The sequence below is a fragment of the Actinoallomurus acanthiterrae genome (assembly GCF_054775715.1).
Genome location: NZ_BAAHCO010000001.1, coordinates 6,034,102 through 6,050,615, shown reverse-complemented (window position 1 = coordinate 6,050,615; position 16,514 = coordinate 6,034,102). Strand labels below are relative to the sequence as shown.

20 protein-coding genes and 1 pseudogene are annotated in these 16,514 nt (G+C 70.9%); 15 read left to right on the top strand and 6 right to left on the bottom strand.

The annotated features are described in order from the left end of the window. Positions 1 to 105 precede the first annotated feature (105 nt). From ACYVF7_RS28720 to ACYVF7_RS28710, 3 genes are read right to left on the bottom strand one after another with little or no spacing between them, the layout of a single operon-like run. Entirely contained in the window at positions 106 to 636 is a 531-nt protein-coding gene (locus ACYVF7_RS28720; protein ID WP_460346883.1) for a nucleoside deaminase, read from the bottom strand. After that, a complete protein-coding gene (locus ACYVF7_RS28715) occupies positions 633 to 1,127 on the bottom strand; it encodes an LLM class oxidoreductase (protein ID WP_460346881.1) in 495 nt (164 codons plus the stop codon). The genes ACYVF7_RS28720 and ACYVF7_RS28715 overlap by 4 nt, the downstream gene beginning before the upstream one ends. After that, positions 1,021 to 1,503 carry an LLM class flavin-dependent oxidoreductase gene (locus ACYVF7_RS28710; RefSeq protein WP_460346879.1) on the bottom strand — a complete coding sequence of 161 codons (483 nt, stop codon included), beginning with the start codon at positions 1,501 to 1,503 and terminating at the stop codon, positions 1,021 to 1,023. Before ACYVF7_RS28710 ends, ACYVF7_RS28715 begins: the two co-directional genes overlap by 107 nt. 93 nt (positions 1,504 to 1,596) lie before the next feature. Here ACYVF7_RS28710 and ACYVF7_RS28705 point away from each other — a divergent pair, with 93 nt between their 5' ends. Together ACYVF7_RS28705 and ACYVF7_RS28700 are read left to right on the top strand one after the other, a co-directional pair. Beyond that, positions 1,597 to 2,055 carry an Lrp/AsnC family transcriptional regulator gene (locus tag ACYVF7_RS28705; protein WP_460346877.1) on the top strand — a complete coding sequence of 153 codons (459 nt, stop codon included), beginning with the start codon at positions 1,597 to 1,599 and terminating at the stop codon, positions 2,053 to 2,055. A gap of 186 nt (positions 2,056 to 2,241) precedes the next feature. Continuing rightward, positions 2,242 to 3,291, top strand: coding sequence for an aldo/keto reductase (locus ACYVF7_RS28700; protein WP_460346875.1), 1,050 nt, complete (start codon positions 2,242 to 2,244; stop codon positions 3,289 to 3,291). On the opposite strand, the gene ACYVF7_RS28695 is transcribed toward ACYVF7_RS28700, so the two are convergent. Continuing rightward, positions 3,269 to 3,430: a hypothetical protein gene (locus ACYVF7_RS28695; RefSeq protein WP_460346873.1), complete on the bottom strand. Its 162-nt coding sequence runs from the start codon at positions 3,428 to 3,430 to the stop codon at positions 3,269 to 3,271. The two genes, ACYVF7_RS28700 and ACYVF7_RS28695, sit on opposite strands and share 23 nt — an antisense overlap. 78 nt (positions 3,431 to 3,508) lie before the next feature. On the opposite strand from ACYVF7_RS28695, the gene ACYVF7_RS28690 reads away from it, so the two are divergent. Then, on the top strand, positions 3,509 to 4,303 hold the full coding sequence (locus tag ACYVF7_RS28690; protein WP_460346871.1) for a maleylpyruvate isomerase family mycothiol-dependent enzyme: 795 nt from the start codon (positions 3,509 to 3,511) through the stop codon (positions 4,301 to 4,303). A 160-nt stretch (positions 4,304 to 4,463) separates the two neighbouring features. On the opposite strand, the gene ACYVF7_RS28685 is transcribed toward ACYVF7_RS28690, so the two are convergent. Next, positions 4,464 to 5,375 carry an SDR family oxidoreductase gene (locus ACYVF7_RS28685; RefSeq protein ID WP_460346869.1) on the bottom strand — a complete coding sequence of 304 codons (912 nt, stop codon included), beginning with the start codon at positions 5,373 to 5,375 and terminating at the stop codon, positions 4,464 to 4,466. A 124-nt stretch (positions 5,376 to 5,499) separates the two neighbouring features. Here ACYVF7_RS28685 and ACYVF7_RS28680 point away from each other — a divergent pair. Beyond that, a pseudogene (locus ACYVF7_RS28680) lies at positions 5,500 to 5,604 on the top strand (TetR family transcriptional regulator); the annotation flags it as partial. A gap of 555 nt (positions 5,605 to 6,159) precedes the next feature. On the opposite strand, the gene ACYVF7_RS28675 reads toward ACYVF7_RS28680, so the two are convergent. Continuing rightward, the gene (locus tag ACYVF7_RS28675) at positions 6,160 to 6,882 is read right to left on the bottom strand and encodes a MerR family DNA-binding transcriptional regulator (RefSeq protein WP_460358163.1); all 723 of its coding nucleotides are present in this window, start codon (positions 6,880 to 6,882) and stop codon (positions 6,160 to 6,162) included. A 237-nt stretch (positions 6,883 to 7,119) separates the two neighbouring features. On the opposite strand from ACYVF7_RS28675, the gene ACYVF7_RS28670 reads away from it, so the two are divergent. The 11 genes from ACYVF7_RS28670 (at position 7,120) to ACYVF7_RS28620 (ending at position 16,492) form a co-directional block, all read left to right on the top strand. Continuing rightward, the gene (locus tag ACYVF7_RS28670; protein ID WP_460346867.1) at positions 7,120 to 7,707 is read left to right on the top strand and encodes a DUF6817 domain-containing protein; all 588 of its coding nucleotides are present in this window, start codon (positions 7,120 to 7,122) and stop codon (positions 7,705 to 7,707) included. Positions 7,708 to 7,763: 56 nt separating this feature from the next. After that, the gene (locus ACYVF7_RS28665; RefSeq protein ID WP_460346865.1) at positions 7,764 to 8,405 is read left to right on the top strand and encodes a class I SAM-dependent methyltransferase; all 642 of its coding nucleotides are present in this window, start codon (positions 7,764 to 7,766) and stop codon (positions 8,403 to 8,405) included. Positions 8,406 to 8,553: 148 nt separating this feature from the next. Further along, positions 8,554 to 9,246, top strand: a complete 693-nt coding sequence (locus ACYVF7_RS28660) for a helix-turn-helix transcriptional regulator (protein ID WP_460346863.1) — start codon at positions 8,554 to 8,556, stop codon at positions 9,244 to 9,246. Next, entirely contained in the window at positions 9,243 to 10,205 is a 963-nt protein-coding gene (locus ACYVF7_RS28655) for a pyridoxal-phosphate dependent enzyme (RefSeq protein ID WP_460346861.1), read from the top strand. The genes ACYVF7_RS28660 and ACYVF7_RS28655 overlap by 4 nt, the downstream gene beginning before the upstream one ends. Positions 10,206 to 10,440: 235 nt before the next feature. Continuing rightward, positions 10,441 to 11,685 carry an MFS transporter gene (locus ACYVF7_RS28650; RefSeq protein ID WP_460346859.1) on the top strand — a complete coding sequence of 415 codons (1,245 nt, stop codon included), beginning with the start codon at positions 10,441 to 10,443 and terminating at the stop codon, positions 11,683 to 11,685. Positions 11,686 to 11,898: 213 nt separating this feature from the next. Further along, positions 11,899 to 12,492: a TetR/AcrR family transcriptional regulator gene (locus ACYVF7_RS28645; RefSeq protein WP_460358160.1), complete on the top strand. Its 594-nt coding sequence runs from the start codon at positions 11,899 to 11,901 to the stop codon at positions 12,490 to 12,492. Further along, positions 12,489 to 13,316: an alpha/beta fold hydrolase gene (locus ACYVF7_RS28640; RefSeq protein ID WP_460346857.1), complete on the top strand. Its 828-nt coding sequence runs from the start codon at positions 12,489 to 12,491 to the stop codon at positions 13,314 to 13,316. Before ACYVF7_RS28645 ends, ACYVF7_RS28640 begins: the two co-directional genes overlap by 4 nt. A gap of 206 nt (positions 13,317 to 13,522) precedes the next feature. Next, the gene (locus tag ACYVF7_RS28635) at positions 13,523 to 14,614 is read left to right on the top strand and encodes an NAD(P)/FAD-dependent oxidoreductase (RefSeq protein ID WP_460346855.1); all 1,092 of its coding nucleotides are present in this window, start codon (positions 13,523 to 13,525) and stop codon (positions 14,612 to 14,614) included. 18 nt (positions 14,615 to 14,632) lie between these two features. Further along, positions 14,633 to 15,547, top strand: coding sequence for an LLM class flavin-dependent oxidoreductase (locus ACYVF7_RS28630; protein WP_460346853.1), 915 nt, complete (start codon positions 14,633 to 14,635; stop codon positions 15,545 to 15,547). A gap of 82 nt (positions 15,548 to 15,629) precedes the next feature. Continuing rightward, positions 15,630 to 16,079, top strand: coding sequence for a helix-turn-helix transcriptional regulator (locus ACYVF7_RS28625; RefSeq protein ID WP_460346851.1), 450 nt, complete (start codon positions 15,630 to 15,632; stop codon positions 16,077 to 16,079). 5 nt (positions 16,080 to 16,084) lie between these two features. Then, positions 16,085 to 16,492 (top strand): VOC family protein, encoded by a 408-nt coding sequence (locus ACYVF7_RS28620; protein WP_460346849.1) that lies wholly within the window; start codon positions 16,085 to 16,087, stop codon positions 16,490 to 16,492. Positions 16,493 to 16,514 lie beyond the last annotated feature (22 nt).

Genomic DNA, 16,514 nt, shown 5'->3' with positions numbered 1-16,514 from the left:
GCATCCGGCGACCGGACGACCCTCTCACCCCGACTCCGGCCGGACCATGATCAATCTCAGCGGCACTTTCTGTACCGCAACTACTCACACCCGGACCCCGCCCGCTCAGTCCTGATCGAGAGATGGGCCACCCGCATCCGGACGGCGGACGGCGATAACTCCGCCCGAACCGGCGCGCTGTCGCCGTTGGCCGTTCGGTTGCTGCTCACGGGCCGAGTAGAAGCCCTCGATCGGCACCCGGGCCTCGTCGTAGAGCCCGGGGCCCTCCTGCGGCACCTGCGGCCAGCCGCCGCCGGGATTGATCCCGATGAGCTGCTCGGTGGACAACGCGAACACCACCCGGCCCAGGCCGGAGCGCTGAATGGCGCCGTAGCACATCCCGCAGGGCTGGCAGCTGGTGTACATCGTGGTGGCCGCCGCGGTCTCCAGGTCGAGCTCGCGGGCCGCCCACCGGGCCAGTTTCAGCTCCGGGTGGGCGGAGATGTCGCGGTCCCTCGTGACGGTGTTGTGGTCCTCGGCGAGCACGTCGCCGTCCGGGCCGACCAGCAGCGATCCGTAGGGGGCGTCCCCGCCCGCGCGGGACCGGGCGGCGAGCTCGATGGCCCGGCGCAGGAAGCTCTCGTCCTCAGGTGTCACGGTCTCTCCGTTTCGTGAGAAGTGCTCAGGTCCCAGTGGTCGGCCACGGTCGCGAGCGCCCGCCAGGCCGTCTGCGGACGCAGCGTCTCGGCCGGGTCCCCGCCGAACGGGTCGAGGACGACGGTGTCGGCGCCGAGCAGGCGCAGCTGTTCGAGGTCGTCGACGATCTGCTCGATGGAGCCCTCCCCGGCGACACGGTCGGGGCCGGTGACGGGGGAGTCGGTGAGCCGCAGGAGGATCCGCGGCGTCAGCGCGGGCACCGGGCGGTCCAGCTCGTCGGCGAGGGCCTTCATCCGGCCGGCCGCGTCACGCAACCGGGGGAGAGTGAGGTCACGCAGCGGATGCCACGCGTCGCCGAGCAGGACCGCCCGGCGCATGCCCGCATCACTGTTGCCGCCCACCCAGATCGGGATCGGGCCGCTGCGGTAGTCGTCCTCGTCCGCCCAGGCGGCGCGCAGAGCCCGCAGGTGATCGTCGGTCAGCCCGGCCACGCCGCTCGAAGGGCACCCCGAGCGCCGCGAACTCCTGGCGCGCCCAGCCCACGCCCACCCCGAGGACGAGCCGTCCCCCGCTGATCCGGTTGAGGTTGGCCGCCATCCGCGCGACGAGCAGCGGATGCCGGTACGGGACGATGAGCACCGAGGTGCCGAGCCGGACCCGCTCGGTGACGCCCGCCAGCCACGACAGCGTCGTGAACGGCTCGTAGAACGGAGCCGGATACTGCTCGGCGACGTCCGGCGTCACCGCCACGTGGTCCGAGATCATCAACAGGTCGAAGCCGAGGGTCTCCACCGTCCGCGCCCAGCGGCACAGCACGTCCGGATCGGTCCCGGGCCCGTAGTTCGGTACGTTCACCCCGATTCGCATAAGACAACGCTAGCGAGACGTTCCGCCGCTCTTGAAGAGATCGTTCACGGCGTACGGCGCGGGAGGCCGTGGATCTGCCGGTATCTTCGGCGGATGGCCGAGGATCTCGATGAGACCGACTGGGCGATCCTGAGTGAGCTGCAACGCGACGGCCGGCTGCCGCTCACCGAGCTCGGACGCAGAGTCAGTCTCAGCGCCTCGGCGACGACCGAGCGGGTCCGGCGGCTGGAGTCGCTGGGGGTCATCGCCGGATACCGCGCCGACGTCGACCTGGGCAAGGTCGGCTTCACCGTGCTGGCCCTGGTGCGGCTGAAGTACCCCGGCAGCCGGCACGAGCCGCTGCGCCGGCTGCTCACCGGGCGCGCGGAGATCCTCGAGTGCCTTCGCACCACCGGCGAGGACTGCTACACGCTCAAGGTGGCCGCCGGATCCATGGCCCACCTCGAGCGGCTCGTCGACGAGCTCGCGCAGTTCGGCAGCACCACCACCAGCGTGGTCTACAGCCAGACGCTGCCCTACCGCGGGCCCTCCTCGCCGCCGTCGGCGGACTGACCCTCACCCTCCAGCGGCATCGCGATCAGGGATGCCGGGCCAAGGAGTTGATCTAGAGCGGACTCTAGCTCCTAAGGTACGGGCGGAGCCGGGCCGCCTGCCGGATCGGATCGGCATGGGCGAGGCGCCGGCTCCGCGATCACCGACGTGGTCGCCCTCCCCTACCACCGACAAGGAGCAACGATCGTGCGCTATCGCGTTCTCGGCGGCACCGGCATCGAGGTGAGCGTCCACTGCCTGGGCGCCATGATGTTCGGAGGCGTCGGCAACCCCGACCACGACGAGTGCGTCCGCATCATCCACGCTGCCCTCGACCAGGGGATCAACTTCGTCGACACCGCCGACATGTACTCCGCGGGGGAGTCGGAGGAGATCGTCGGCAAGGCCCTGAAGGACCGCCGCGACGACGTCGTGCTGGCCACCAAGGTGCACTTCCCGATGGGCGAGGGACGCAACCGGGGCGGCAACTCACGACGTTGGATCATCAAGGAGGTCGAAGAGAGCCTGCGGCGGCTCCAGACCGACTGGATCGACCTGTACCAGGTCCACCGTCCCGACCACACCACCGACATCGAGGAGACCCTCTCCGCGCTGAGCGACCTGGTGCACCAGGGCAAGATCCGCGCCTTCGGGTGTTCCACCTTCCCCGCCGCGGAGGTCGTCGAGGCCCACCACGTCGCCGAGCGCCGCGGCCTGCTGCGTTTCCGCACCGAGCAGCCGCCGTACTCGCTCCTCGCCCGGGGGATCGAGGCCTCGGTGCTGCCGACCTGCCGCCGCCTGGGCATGGGCGTCCTGACCTGGAGCCCACTCGCGTCGGGATTCCTGACCGGCAGGTACCGCAAGGACCGGCCCGTCGACCTGTCCACCGGCCGGGCCTCCCTCATGCCCGGACGCTTCGATCCCGCGCTGCCGGAGAACGCCAGGAAGTACGAGGCCGTCGAAGCGCTCGTCGAACTGGCCGCAGACCTCGGCTGCTCACTGCCCGCGCTGGCGACGGCCTTCCCGGTGGCGCATCCCGCGGTGACCTCGGTCATCATCGGGCCGCGGACCATGGAGCAACTGGAGGAGACGCTGAAGGGCGCCTCGCTCACCCTCGACGACGCCACCCTCGACCGGATCGACGAGATCACGCCGCCCGGGACCGACCTGTACCGCGCGGACGGCGCCTGGCAGCCGAACACCCTGACCGACACCTCCATACGGCGCCGCCCCCTCACCGACCGCGCCGCCGGCTGAGCGCCCGAGGTACGGCGTCGGCGATCTCGCGGCGGCGCAGGTCGCCGACCATGGTGATGAGGTCGTGCAGGGAGTAGCGGTCCAGCGACGGGACCACCAGGGTGTCGCCGCCGGTGATGATCACCAAGTCGCCTGTCACACCGTTACACAGAGCACCGATGAGTTCGACCGGACGAGTCAGTCCCAGCACAAGCCACCTACCGATAAGGGCCATCTCATGACCGAGCTGAACGCCGACCTCGCCCGACGCGCGATCGTCGAGCACACCCGACGCCTGGCCGAGTCGGCCGTCGCTGCCGGACCCTCCGCCGTCGTGCCCACGACCCCGGAGTGGACCGTCGCCGAGTTGGTCAAGCACGTGGGCCAGACGCAGAACTGGGTCGCGGAGATCGTCGAGCGGCGCATCACCGACCCCACCCGACTGCCCACCGAACTGGCCGAGTTCCCCGCCGACCCCGGCCGGTGGCAGGCGTGGCTGACCGAGTCCGCGCAGCGGGTCGCGAACGCGTGCTCCGATGAGGCGCTGGTGGCGCCGATGTTCAACGCCTCCGGGGACCAGCGGTCCGGGGGCCGGTTCTGGATGTCCAGCATGCTCAACGAGGCGGTCGTCCACGGCTTCGACGCAGCCACCGCGGCGAACCGGCCGACCGAGGTCGATCCCGACGTCGCAGCCGCGCTCATCGGCAACCATTTCGCGATGCTCACCTCCCCCACCTGGCAGATGCAGCGGCCGGAGTCGGCCCACGCCATCCGGGGCACCGGGCAGACCCTGCAGTGGCTGGCCACCGACGGCGCGAACGCCTGGCTCGTCGAAAGGCGGCCCGACGGGGCTGGGTGGCAGCCTGGAGTCCGGCAGGCCGATGTGACGGTGAGCGGCCCGGCGCAATCGCTGCTGCTGACCTTGACCCGGCGGCTCTCCCTCACCGACGGTCCAGCCCACAAGATCAGCATCGACGGCGACACCGACCTCGCCCGGCACTGGCTCGACAACACCGCCCACGCCAGCGACTGACCAGCCCCCACACACCCACCGCCACGGCGAAGAGCAGGTCCGGCACCACGCGATGTTGTTCTTCCCCGGTTCCAGCCGTGCTGCGGCAGGCCCGACCACCGCGGGGTAGTGGTCGGGCCTGGCCGGTGTCCGGACCGGTGGGTTACGCCTCATTAGGTGGTCAGGAGGCCGGTGTGGCGAGGTAGTCGCCGTGCTCCAGGTCGTCGAGCAGCGTCGAGTGGGTGGGCGACCAGCCGAGCAGCTCCCGGGTGTAAGAGCTGGAGACGGGCGTGTCGATGCCGTAGACGGTGGCCATGAACGGGCTTGGGAAGTGTGCGGCGGCCTCGTCCGGGGTCAGTGAGACCGCGGGCAGATCGAGGCCCCGGGCGATCGTCTCCGCGATGCTCTTCAAGGTGACGCCGCTTTCGGCCACTCCGTGCAGAACACTGCCCGCGGGAGCCTTCTCCAACGCCAGGCGGAACAGGATCGCCGCGTCGAGCCGATGTACCGCGGGCCACCGGTTGCCGCCGTCGCCGACGTAGGCCGACATGCCGGTCCTTCGCGCGGTGGCGACGAGCATGCCGATGAAGCCGTAGTCCCCGGGGCCGTGGACGGTGGGAGCGAGCCGGACCACGCTCGCGCGTACTCCCCGGGCGGCGAAGCCCAGACAAGCTCGCTCACCCAAGATGCGGAAGGCGGCGATTCCGACTGTGTCGGGCTCGTCCTTCTCGGTGCTCTCCCGGCCGGCGGACATGACCAGCGTGCCCGAGGTGCTGACGAACGGCTTGCCCGAGTGTTCCAACGGTCGGCCGAGCGTCTCGATCGCGGTCCGGTCGCGCCGCATCATGTCGTCGAGGTCGGTGAAGTCGCCACCGTAGGCCATGTGCAGGACGCCTTCGGCGGCTTCGGCGCCGCTCCGCAGGCTGTCGAGGTCTTCCAGGGAACCGCGGTGTGGTGTGGCGCCCAGCGACTCCAGCCGAGCGGCCGCGGCGTCCGAGCGCGCCAGACCGGTGACGGTGTGGCCGGCCGCGACGAGCTCGGCGACGACGGCGGGGCCGGTCAGGCCGGAACCACCGGTGACGAAGACACGCATGAGACACACTCCCACTTAACGCCAGTGACTGGCGCTACTTAGCGCCAGTCGCTGACTCTACACGTAGCGCCAGTCACTGGCACAATGTAGCGTCGGTCACTGGCGTATCCGGTAGCCTCGGGGCGTGCCACGGAGCGGAGCAGAAGCGCGCCGCCGCCTTCAGCAGGCGGCCCTGGAGCTGTACCGGGAACGCGGATTCGACCAGACCACCACCGCTGAGATCGCCGCCCGGGCCGGCGTCAACGAGCGCACGTTCTTCCGGCACTTTCCGGACAAGCGCGAGGTGCTCTTCGACGGCGAAGCCGACCTACGCGCCGCGCTGATGCAGGCGGTGGCCGAAGCGCCCGACGGTCTGCAGCCGCTCGAGATCCTGCTCTGTGCCTTCCGGAAAGCCGGCCGGATCCTGGAGGACAACCGCCCGTTCTCCGAACCGCGACTGGAGCTCATCGCCGTGACACCGGCGCTCCGCGAACGCGACCTGGCCAAGGCCGCGTCGCTCACCGACGCCGTTGCGGAGGCGCTGCGGCAGCGCGGGGTCGCCGACCGGCTGGCCGGCCTGGCCGCCCAGGCCCGGCTGGGCCGCCTTCCACCACGCGGCCCAAGCCTGGATCGACGACTCCTCACAGAACCTGGACGCGCATCTCCTCCAGGCCTTCGACGATCTGCGCGCCCTCTCCGCGACCGCCCAACCGGCCCAGACACGGCCCGAAAGCTGACCCCGCCCGCGGCCACCGATCGTCGCGCCCGATCTTCAAGGCGCCGAAGTCCGGCCGTAACGCGGGCCTCAGCTCGTGATGTAGTCGTGCAGGCGGCCGGAGCCCTCGAGCATCGCGGTCGCCTGCCGGTTGAGCGCGTCCCGGCGTTCGTCGAGTGCCGCGCGCAGGGCCTCGCGGCTTCCCGTACGGCGCAGTTCCTCCAGGACTGACCGGATCCGCGGCAGGGGGTAGTGGCTCTGACGCAGGACCGCGACGAGGCGTGCGTCCCGTACGTCGGTGGCCGCGAAGCGGCGGTACCCGGTGGCCGGGTCGCGGCCCGGAGCGAGCAGCCCGGCGGCCTCCCACACCCGCAGCGCGGAGCTGCGCACTCCCAGGCGGGCCGCTACCTCTCCGACGGTCAGACCGCCTCGGGGCAGGGCCTCGGTGTCGGGGGCCTGCCGGGTGATCGCCTCGAGGGCCTCGCTCGCCGCCTCCAGGGACAGTCGGCTCTGGTGCAGCGCCGCGTGCTCGGCGTCGACGAGTGTGAGCGCCCGGGGGAGGTCCTCCGCATGCACCGCGCGCATGATCGCCGGCGCGGCACGGGGGCCGTACCCCTTGAGGAGGGCGCGGTAGGTGACCAGGGCGCTGCGGTGCTGCTCCTCGAGGCGGCGGTAACCGGCGGAGGTCCGCGCCGCGGGCGGCAGGATGCCCGCCTCCTCGTAGTTGCGGATCTGCTGGGTCGAGACGCCGGCCAGCCGCGCCAGATCGACGGGGCGAAGCCTCCTCACCTCCCGGACCGCCGATCCGTACATCTCATCCACGGGTTGAAGGTTAGCGCGCGGCCACCGGTCGATTCGGCCGCCGCTGCGGGCAAAGCTTCAACCGCTTTCGATCGCACGCTTGAAGGAATGGCGACCCGTCCGGCCGCGCACGCCGCTTCCGGCCGGACGTCCCTGGATTGACTGAGGACCGAGCCGGTCGCAGGCTGTGGGCGGGACCGGCGGCGCCGGTTCGCCATCGGCGGCGACCTCCGAGCGTGAGGAGAGATCATGTCCGACCCCGTTGCCCGGCCGGAGGAGCTGCGATCATCCGGCAGCGGGTTCGGTGACCGCCATACGGCGGCGATCGGATTGCTGCTCGACCGCGGCGCGGACACGCTGGAGCACCCGGGCGGCACGCTGTTCGCGCATCTGCAGCGGGTGGAGGCGACGCTCGAGGCCTGGGGCGCGCGGCCGGACCTTCGCCTGGCAGGGCTGTGTCATGCCTTTTACGGCACCGACGGATTCGCGACCGCACTCGGGGATCCCGGCGACCGGACGGTGCTGGCCGAGACCGTGGGCGTGGCTGCGGAACGGCTCGTCTACTTCTACGCGAGCTGCGACCGTGCTCGGTCCCTTCCTCACCTCACCGCGGCGGACGGGCCGTACGTCGATCGTTTCAGTGGTGCGGTGGCCAACCCGCCGTGGGAGCTTCGCCGGGACTTCGCCGAGTTGACGGTCGCCAACGAGCTGGACGTCCTGGCCGCGGCTCCTCGCCTGCGGGAGGTCCACGGTCCGGCACTGCTCGCCCGGTTCGCGGACTGGCGGCCGTTGCTCAGCGCCGCGGCGCGGCGTGCCGTCCACGACTTCGGCCGTTAGCCGTTACGCATATGGGCTGAACACCGGTCCGGGGGCGTCGTGCGATCCTGTTCGCCGTGGAAAATCACGAAAGGCACGCCTCTGTGCGGCTCGGCTACGACACCGTCGCCGAGGATTACGCGGCCGGGTTCCGTGACGAACTGTCCGGCAAGCCGCTGGACCGCGCGCTGCTGGGGTGCCTCGTCGAGCAGACTGAGGCGGGTACCGCGATCGCCGATCTGGGCTGCGGTCCCGGCCACGTGGCGGGCAGGCTCGCCGAGCACGGCGTGCGTGCGGTCGGCATCGACCTGTCCGCGGGCATGGTCGCGGTGGGCCGCCGGGAGTTTCCGGCCGTGGAGTTCCGGGAGGGAGACCTGCTGGCGCTGCCCGCCGCGGACGGTGAGTTCGGATCGGCCGTGGCGTTCTACTCGATCATCCACCTGCACCCCGCAGAGCTGCGGCGGGCCTTCGAAGAGGTCCGCCGCGTCCTGCGCCCCTCCGGTCTGTTCCTCGTCTCCTTCCACATCGGCACCGAGGTGAGGCACCTCGACGAGTGGTGGGGCCACGAGGTGGACATCGACTTCCGGTTCTTCGAGCCCGGTCACGTCGCCGAGGTGCTCGGCGAGGCCGGATTCGCCGTCGAGACGCGGACCGAGCGCGTGCCGTACGCCGGTGAGGTCGACACGCGCCGCGCCTACCTGCTGGCCCGACGATCCTGATCCACTTCGCTCTCCGGTGACGGGGACGCGGGTCGCGCTGCCGGCGGGTAAGGGCACCCTTTGGCTGGACTGAATATCCAGCCCTTAGACTAATCGTCTAAGCTCTGTTCGTGTGGGAGCCACAGAGGACGGTGCCGGGGAGGGTGCGATGTCGGCCGAGCAGGCCCGCGAGCAGGACGCCATCCTCGCCGCGCTCGCCCCGGTGATCGACGGCATCGCCGCCACGCTGGGCTCGTTCTGCGAGGTGGTCGTGCACGACTTCCGCCGCCCGGACAAGTCCGTGGTCGCCATCGCCGGGTCGGTGACCGGGCGCGGTGTCGGCGGGGCGATGAGCGAGATCGGCATGGGGATTCTCGCGCGCGGCGACCAGGCCGAAGACGAGCTGAACTACATCACCCGCGCCCGTACCGGAGAGCTGATCAAGTCCTCCACGATGGTGCTGCGCGACTCGACCGGCGCGGTGTTCGGGGCCTTGTGCGTCAACCTCGACATCACCGCCGTCAACCAGGCGCACGCGCTGATCGGCGAGCTCGCGGGCGCCACCGGCCCGGTCGCCGTGCCGACCACCACGTTCGGCGACGACATCGGCTCCGTGGTGGATGCCATCGTCGACGAGCACCAGCTGCGGCAGAACAAGCCCTGGACCGACCTCAGCCGGGCCGAGCGCCTGGAGCTGTTCCGCAACCTGAGTGACCGGGGCGTGTTCGCCGTACGCGGCGCGGCCCGCCAGGTCGCGGCCCGGCTCGGCATCTCCCGCGCCTCCGCCTACAACTACCTCGCCGAAGCCCGAGCCGCGTCCTCACCTGACGGCACCGCCCCTCCACGGAAGGCTGAAGGATGACGAACACACCGCCGGTCACACTGGACGACGTCCGCGACGCGGCAGCGCGGATCAAGGGCGTCGCGCACCGTACCCCTGTGCTGCGCTCACGCACGATCGACGCGCTCGTCGGCGCGGAGGTGTTCCTCAAGTGCGAGAACTTCCAGCGCATCGGGGCGTTCAAGTTCCGTGGCGCCTACAACGCCGCGTCCCGCCTGGCGCCCGAGCAGGTGAGCAAGGGCATCGCCGCCTACTCCTCGGGCAACCACGCCCAGGCCGTCGCCCTCGCCGCGCGGGAGCTCGGCACCACCGCGGTGATCCTCATGCCGGAGGACACGCCCCGGTCCAAGATGGACGCGACCGCGGGGTACGGCGCTGAGATCGTCACCTACGACCGCTACACCGGCGACCGGGTCGCCATCGGTGAGGCACTGGCCGCCGACCGCGGCCTGGCACTGATCCCGCCGTACGAGCATCCGCACGTCATCGCCGGACAGGGCACCGCCGCCTTCGAACTCCTCGAGGAGGTCGGCGGCCTCGACGCGCTCGTCACCCCGGTCGGCGGCGGCGGGCTCATCGCCGGCAGCGCCACCGCGGCGAAGGGCGTGCGCTCGGGCATCCGCGTGATCGGCGTCGAGCCGGAGAGCGGAGACGACACCAAGCGGTCCCTGGAGGCCAGGCGCGTCTCCATTCCCGTGCCCCGTACGATCGCCGACGGGCTGGCCGCCGACACTCCCGGCGAGCTGACGTTCTCCATCAACCGGCGGCTGGTGGACGAGATCGCCCTGGTCACCGACGACCAGATCCGCGAGGCCATGCGGCTGGCCTTCGAACGCCTGAAGATCGTCGTCGAGCCGAGCGGCGCCGCACCGCTGGCCGCCCTCCTGTCCGGCCGCATCGCCCCCGTCCCGCCCCGCATCGGCGTGATCGTCTCCGGTGGCAACATCGGCGCCGGGCGTTTCGCCGAACTATGCGCCTGATCACGATCTCGCCGGCCGCCGCCTGACGCGGGACGGCGGCTCGGTCCAGCGTGGCGGCCTGCCGCGTGATCGACGACTCGGCGGCGCCCCCGGAACAGCGCCGCGCCCGCGCCATCCGCACAACGAATGGTTGTGGCTTCCCGGCGGATCGGTTGTTTGCCGTAGCCGTTCCTAATCGCTTTGATTCCGGTGGTCGGGGTGTGGCTGTTCGGAGCGGCCGAGAGGTGCGTTGGGCATGGCGGGTAGGCGGTCGCTGGGGCGGCGGTTCGGGTGGTTGTGGGCGGCGTTCGCCGTCAGCTCGTACGGCACATGGCTCGGGTTCGGTGCGTTTCCCCTGATCGCGATCCTCGTGCTGCACTCCGGGCCGACCCAGGTGGCGGCGCTGTCCGCCGCGGGGCGGGCCGTGGGGGCGGTGGTCGCGGTGCCGCTCGGTCCGTGGGTGGAGTTCCGCCGCAAGCGGCCGGTCATGATCGCGACGGACCTGATCCGGTTCGCCGCGATGATGAGCGTCCCCGCCGCGTTCGCGCTCGGCCTGCTCAGCTTCGCCCAACTCCTCGTCGTCTCCATCGTCGTCGCCGCGGCCAACATCGCCTTCAACGCGGCCAGCGGCGCGTTTGTGAAGGGGCTCCTGCCGCCGGAGGACCTGCTCGTCGCGAACGGCCGGTTCGAGTCCACGTCGTGGACCGCGACCGTGATCGGACCCCCGCTCGGCGGGGCCGCGATCGCGATGTTCGGCCCGGTGACGACCGTGGCGGCCGACGCGGTCAGCTACCTGCTCTCGGCGCTGGGCATCCGCGCCATCGGCGGGACCGAACCGCGCCCCGCGCGGACCGGCGCACCGCGGCTGCGAGCGGGCGATCTGCTCGCAGGATGGCGTCACATCCTCACCCACCCCACGCTGCGCCCGCTGTTCTTCAACGCGATCGTGGGCAACGGCCTGATCATGGCCTCCGAGCCGCTGCTCGCCGTACTCATGCTGGGCCGCCTCGGGTTCGCGCCCTGGCAGTACGGTCTCGCGTTCGCGGCCCCTTGCGTCGGCGGACTCATCGGCTCACGCCTGGCGCGCCGGCTCGTGGCGCGGTTCGGGCAGCACAAGGTGATCCTCGCCGCCGGGGCGCTGCGTGCGTGCTGGCCGCTCGGATTGGCGTTCGTCCGGCCCGGCGTCCCCGGGATCGTGCTCGTCATCGCCGTCCAACTCGGCCTGGTGACCTGCTGTGGCCTGTTCAACCCGGTGCTGGCCACCTACCGGCTCGAGCACACCGACCACGACCTGGTCGCCCGCACCCTGTCCGCGTGGTCGGTCAGCAGCAGCGCCACCATCGCGGCCATGACCGCGGTGTGGGGCCTGCTGGCCGCCGTCACCAGCCCCCGCACCGCGATCGCGGTCGCCGGAATCCTCCTCCTGGCCACCCCGCTGCTGCTGCCTCGCCGCGAGAACGCGCCCCAGAAGGCAAGGGAACAGGCCGTGAGCCTCACCTGAGGGAGAGCCTTATCGCAGGTTCTCGTTGGTGCGTGCGCTCCAGACCGCCAGTGCGGCCGCCGGGTCGCAGGCGCCAGCCCCATCAAGCCGAGCAGCAGGAATCAAGGCGACCGACCTGTTCTGGCGTCGCGGCTACAACGCCACCTCGGTGCGCACCGAGCGACCCTACCGGTGCTAGGCTATTTCCTAGAGCGTCTAGGAATAGAGGTGTCGATGGGGCGCGCCGGTCTCAGTGCCGCGAAGTTGACGGCGGCCGCCGCGGAGATGGCGGACGACGTCGGGATCGACCAGGTCACCGTCTCCGCGCTCGCGCGACGCTTCGGCGTGAAGGACGCCAGCCTGTACTCGCACGTCAAGAACCTGCGGGAGCTGCGCGTCCGGATCGCCCTGCTCGGCGGCGAGGAGATGACCGACCGCATCGCCGCGGAGGTGGCGGGCCGGGCCGGCAAGGACGCGCTCGTCGCCTTCGCCGACGCCTACCGGCAGTACGCCCTCGACCATCCCGGCCGCTACGCCGCGACCCAGATGCGGTTCACACCGGAAGAAGTCGCCGAGTACGCCGACTCCGCCGGTATGCGCCGCAGCGTCGAGTTGACGTACGGCATGCTGCGCGCCTACGGCCTGACCGAGCCGGACCTGACCGACGCGGGACGCCTGCTGCGCGCGACCTTCCATGGCTACATCCACCTGGAGCTCAGTGGCGGGTTCAACCACCCCCGCGACGTCCAGGACTCTTGGGCGCGCTCGCTCGACGCGCTCCATGTCCTCCTGGAGAACTGGCCCCGACACGATCGGAAGAACCGATGAACTCGCCCATGACCGGCACGCTCCGGGTACCCGGCGCGACGCTCCATTACGAAAAGCGCGGCAGCGGCCCGGTCCTGCTGCTGATCCCCGGCGGCGGCGCCGACGCCGGGCTGTACGCGGGCATGGCCGCGGACCTGGTCGACCGGTACACGGTGGTGTCCTACGACCCGCGCGGCCTTTCCCGTAGCCGTCTCGACGGGCCCCTCACCGACCAGCGAGTGGAGGTGTGGAGCGATGACGCCCACCGCCTGCTGGACCTGGTCGCCCCGGACGACGAGGCCTTCGTCCTGGGGTGCAGCTCAGGCGCCATCGTCGCGGTCGACCTGCTGGCCCGGCATCCCGAGCGGCTGCGCCGGGTGGTCGCGCACGAGCCGCCGCTGCTGGGACTCCTGGAGGATCCCGCCCCGCACCGGGCACTGTTCGCCGAGGTCCGCGACATCTTCCGCACCGAGGGGGTCGGCCCCGCGATGACCCGATTCAGTGAAGGACTGGGGGAGCGGCCGGCCGAGCAGGCCACGGAGCTACCGCCCGAGATCCAGGAGATGGCTCCGCGGATGCACGCCAACATGCCGGTCTTCCTCGGCCACGTGCTGTGCCCGTTCTCCTCGACGGTGCCCGACCTCGCCGCGCTCCGTCCCGTCGCCCACAAGCTCGTGCCGGCGGCCGGGCGGGACTCGCGTGCGCAGGTGCCGCTCTACGGCCCGCCCGCGCGGCTGGCGGAGTCGCTCGGGGCCGACCTCGTCGAGTTCCCCGGCGGGCACGTCGGCGCCGTCGAATTCCCGAAGGAGTTCGCCAAGCAGCTCCTGGTGGTTCTCGACTCATGAGAAGCACTCGGCGCCCCGGCCAGTGAGAGAAACCGCACGGGCGGTGAAGCGCGGGCTTCCCTGATCGAGCGGCGCGACCAGCGGCGCCCACTCGATCGGAGGCCTTCGGCGCGGCCGGCCGCGTCACCTGCCCCAAGGTTGCAGTTCGTAGTACGAACTAATATGGTTCGTACTACGAACTCAACACTTATCTGGGGGCGGTACTCATGACTCGTACGGTCGCGGTCATCGGCGGAGGTTATGGGGGATCGGCGGTCGCCAAGGCGCTGGACGCCGAGGCCGACGTCGTTCTCATCGATCCACGGGACGCGTTCGTCAACGCCGCCGGGTCGCTGCGGGCGCTGACCCAGCCTGACTGGGCGCCGAACATCTTCTTCGCATTCGACACGCTGCTCACGCGGGGGACGGTGATCCGGGACCGCGCCGTCTCGGTGGACCCGGACGGTGTCACTCTGGCCTCGGGCCGGCGTGTCGCGGCCGACTACCTGGTCCTGGCCACCGGCTCCAGCTATGCCTACCCGGCCAAGCCCAACGCCGAGTCCACCGGCGAAGCGCTGGACGACCTCCGTCACACCCACAAGGAGCTGGTCGGCGCGGAGCGTGTGCTGATCCTCGGCGCCGGCGCGGTCGGTCTGGAACTGGCCGGGGAGATCAAAGAGGTCTGGCCGCACAAACACGTGACCGTCGTCGACCCGGCCGAGCAGGTCCTGGCCGACTTCCGGCCGGAGATGCGCCAGGACCTGCACCGCCAACTCGACGAACTGGGCGTCGAACTCCGGCTGGGCACCGCGTTGACGACGCCGCCGACGACCGGGCCCGGCCGGGCCGGGGCCTTCACCGTCACGACCACCACCGGCGAGGAGATCACCGCCGACATCTGGTTCCGCGCCCACGGCGTGCAGGTCAACAGCGACTACCTCGCCGACGGCCGGCTCACGGCGCTCACGACGCAGGGACAGGTCTCCGTCACCGAGAGCCTCAACGTCCATGGGTACGACCACGTCTACGCGATCGGCGACATCACCGACGTCGCCGAGGACAAGAGAGCCGGGTACGCCATGAAACACGCCGAGGTCGTGGCGCAGAACATCATCGCCAGGCTGCGCGGCGAACAGCCTGCGGCGATCTACCGTCCCGCACCCGACCCCATGATCCTGCTGCCGCTCGGACCGCGAGGCGGCGTCGGTCAACTGCCCACCCCCGATGGCCCGGCCGTCGTCCCCGCGGCGACGGTCGCCGAGTACAAGGGCGCCGACCTGTTCACCGGCCGCTTCGCCGAACACTTCCGCTCCGCCTGACTGATGAAAGGCAGAACATTGTCCGTACAACACGTCGTCTTCGGATTCGGCGCGCACAGCGGCATCGAGGACGGGCCGGAACTGCTGCGCATGGCCGAGCAGGCCGACCGCGACGGGCTCGACATCTTCTCGCTGTCGGATCATCCCTACATCGGCGGGCGCCTCGACGCGTACGCCTCCATCGGTTTCGTCCTCGGGCGTACGCGGCGCCTCGCCGCCTTCGCCAACGTCACCAACCTGCCGACCCGGCCCGCGCCGATGCTGGCGCGGACGGTGACGTCGCTGTCCGCGCTGTCCGGCGGCCGCATCGTGCTCGGCATGGGCGCGGGCGGGCTGTGGGACCGGATCGCCGACATGGGAGTGCCGCGGCTGTCACCGGCCGACGCCGTGGACGCCTTCGAGGAGGCGATCACCCTGGTCAAGACGCTGTCAGGAGGCGGTCCGCCGGTCACCTACCAGGGCCGCCACTACCAGGTGAACCAGATCGAGCCGGCTCCGGTGGCCGCGCCGCCGGTGTGGACCGGATCGGTCGGCCGCAAATCCCTGGCCGCCACCGGCCGCGTGGCCGACGGCTGGCTCCCCGGTCACGCGGCGGATTGGCTCAGCGAGCGATACCGGACCTCGCGGCCGATCATCGACGAAGCGGCGGCGGCCATCGGCCGCGACCCACGCGAGATCCGTACGGTCTTCAACTTCCCCGGCCGCATCACCGACCGGCCTCTCCCCGCAACACGTGACCGTGACGGCCGTTGGATCGGCGGCTCCGCCGGCCAGTGGGTCGAAGAACTGACCGGAGCCGTGCTGGAACACGGCGCGTCGGGCTTCATGCTCTTCTCGCCCGAAGGCGGAACGCCGGACCTCGTCTCTTTCGGCCGCTGGGCCAAGGAGATCGTCCCGGCCGTACGCGAAGCGATCGCGGAGAAGAACGACTAGGTCCTCTCTCTCGCGAGGCATGGCGGGGGATGGGCACCGGCCGCGCTGGCCAACTCCCGTACGACATGGCACGATTTCGCAGGTGAGCAGCACATCCACTCCGGCGCAGCGGTTGAGTGACCTCGCGCGGTTGCGTCGTGTCCGTGACCGGATCGACCGGGAGTACGCGCAGCCGCTGGACGTCGAGGCCCTCGCCCGGGGCGTGCACATGTCGGCCGGGCATCTCAGTCGTCAGTTCCGGCTCGCCTACGGGGAGTCGCCGTACTCGTACCTGATGACGCGGCGCATCGAGCGCGCGATGGCGCTGTTGCGCCGTGGGGACCTGAGCGTCACCGACGCGTGTTTCGCGGTCGGCTGCTCCTCGCTGGGGACGTTCAGTACGCGGTTCACCGAGCTGGTGGGGGTGCCGCCCAGCGTGTACCGGCAGCAGGAGGCGGACGCGACGGCGGGGATGCCCTCGTGCGTGGCCAAGCAGGTGACCCGGCCGGTCAGGAATCGAGAAGCGCCGCCCGCCAAGGCGCAGCTAGCCTGACCTGCATGGACATCACCATTCACACATGCGTTCTGCCGCATGAGGACCCCGAGGCCTCCGTGGCCTTCTACCGCGACGTCCTCGGTTTTGAAGTCCGCAGCGATGTCGGGCAGGGCACGATGCGCTGGATCACGGTCGGCCCCGCCGACCAACCGGGCACGTCCATCCTGCTGGCGCCGCCGGCCGCCGACCCCAGCGTCACCGAGGATGAGCGCCGTACGATCGCCGAGATGATGGCCAAGGGCACCTACGGCTGGATCCTGCTGGCCACCCACGATCTGGACGGTATCTTCGAGCGGGTGCAGGCCGGTGCCGAGGTCGTTCAGGAGCCGACCGACCAGCCGTACGGAGTGCGCGACTGCGCCTTCCGCGATCCCGCAGGCAACCTGGTCCGCATCCAGCAACTGCGCTGAGCCCTCCGGCGACCGCGCGTAA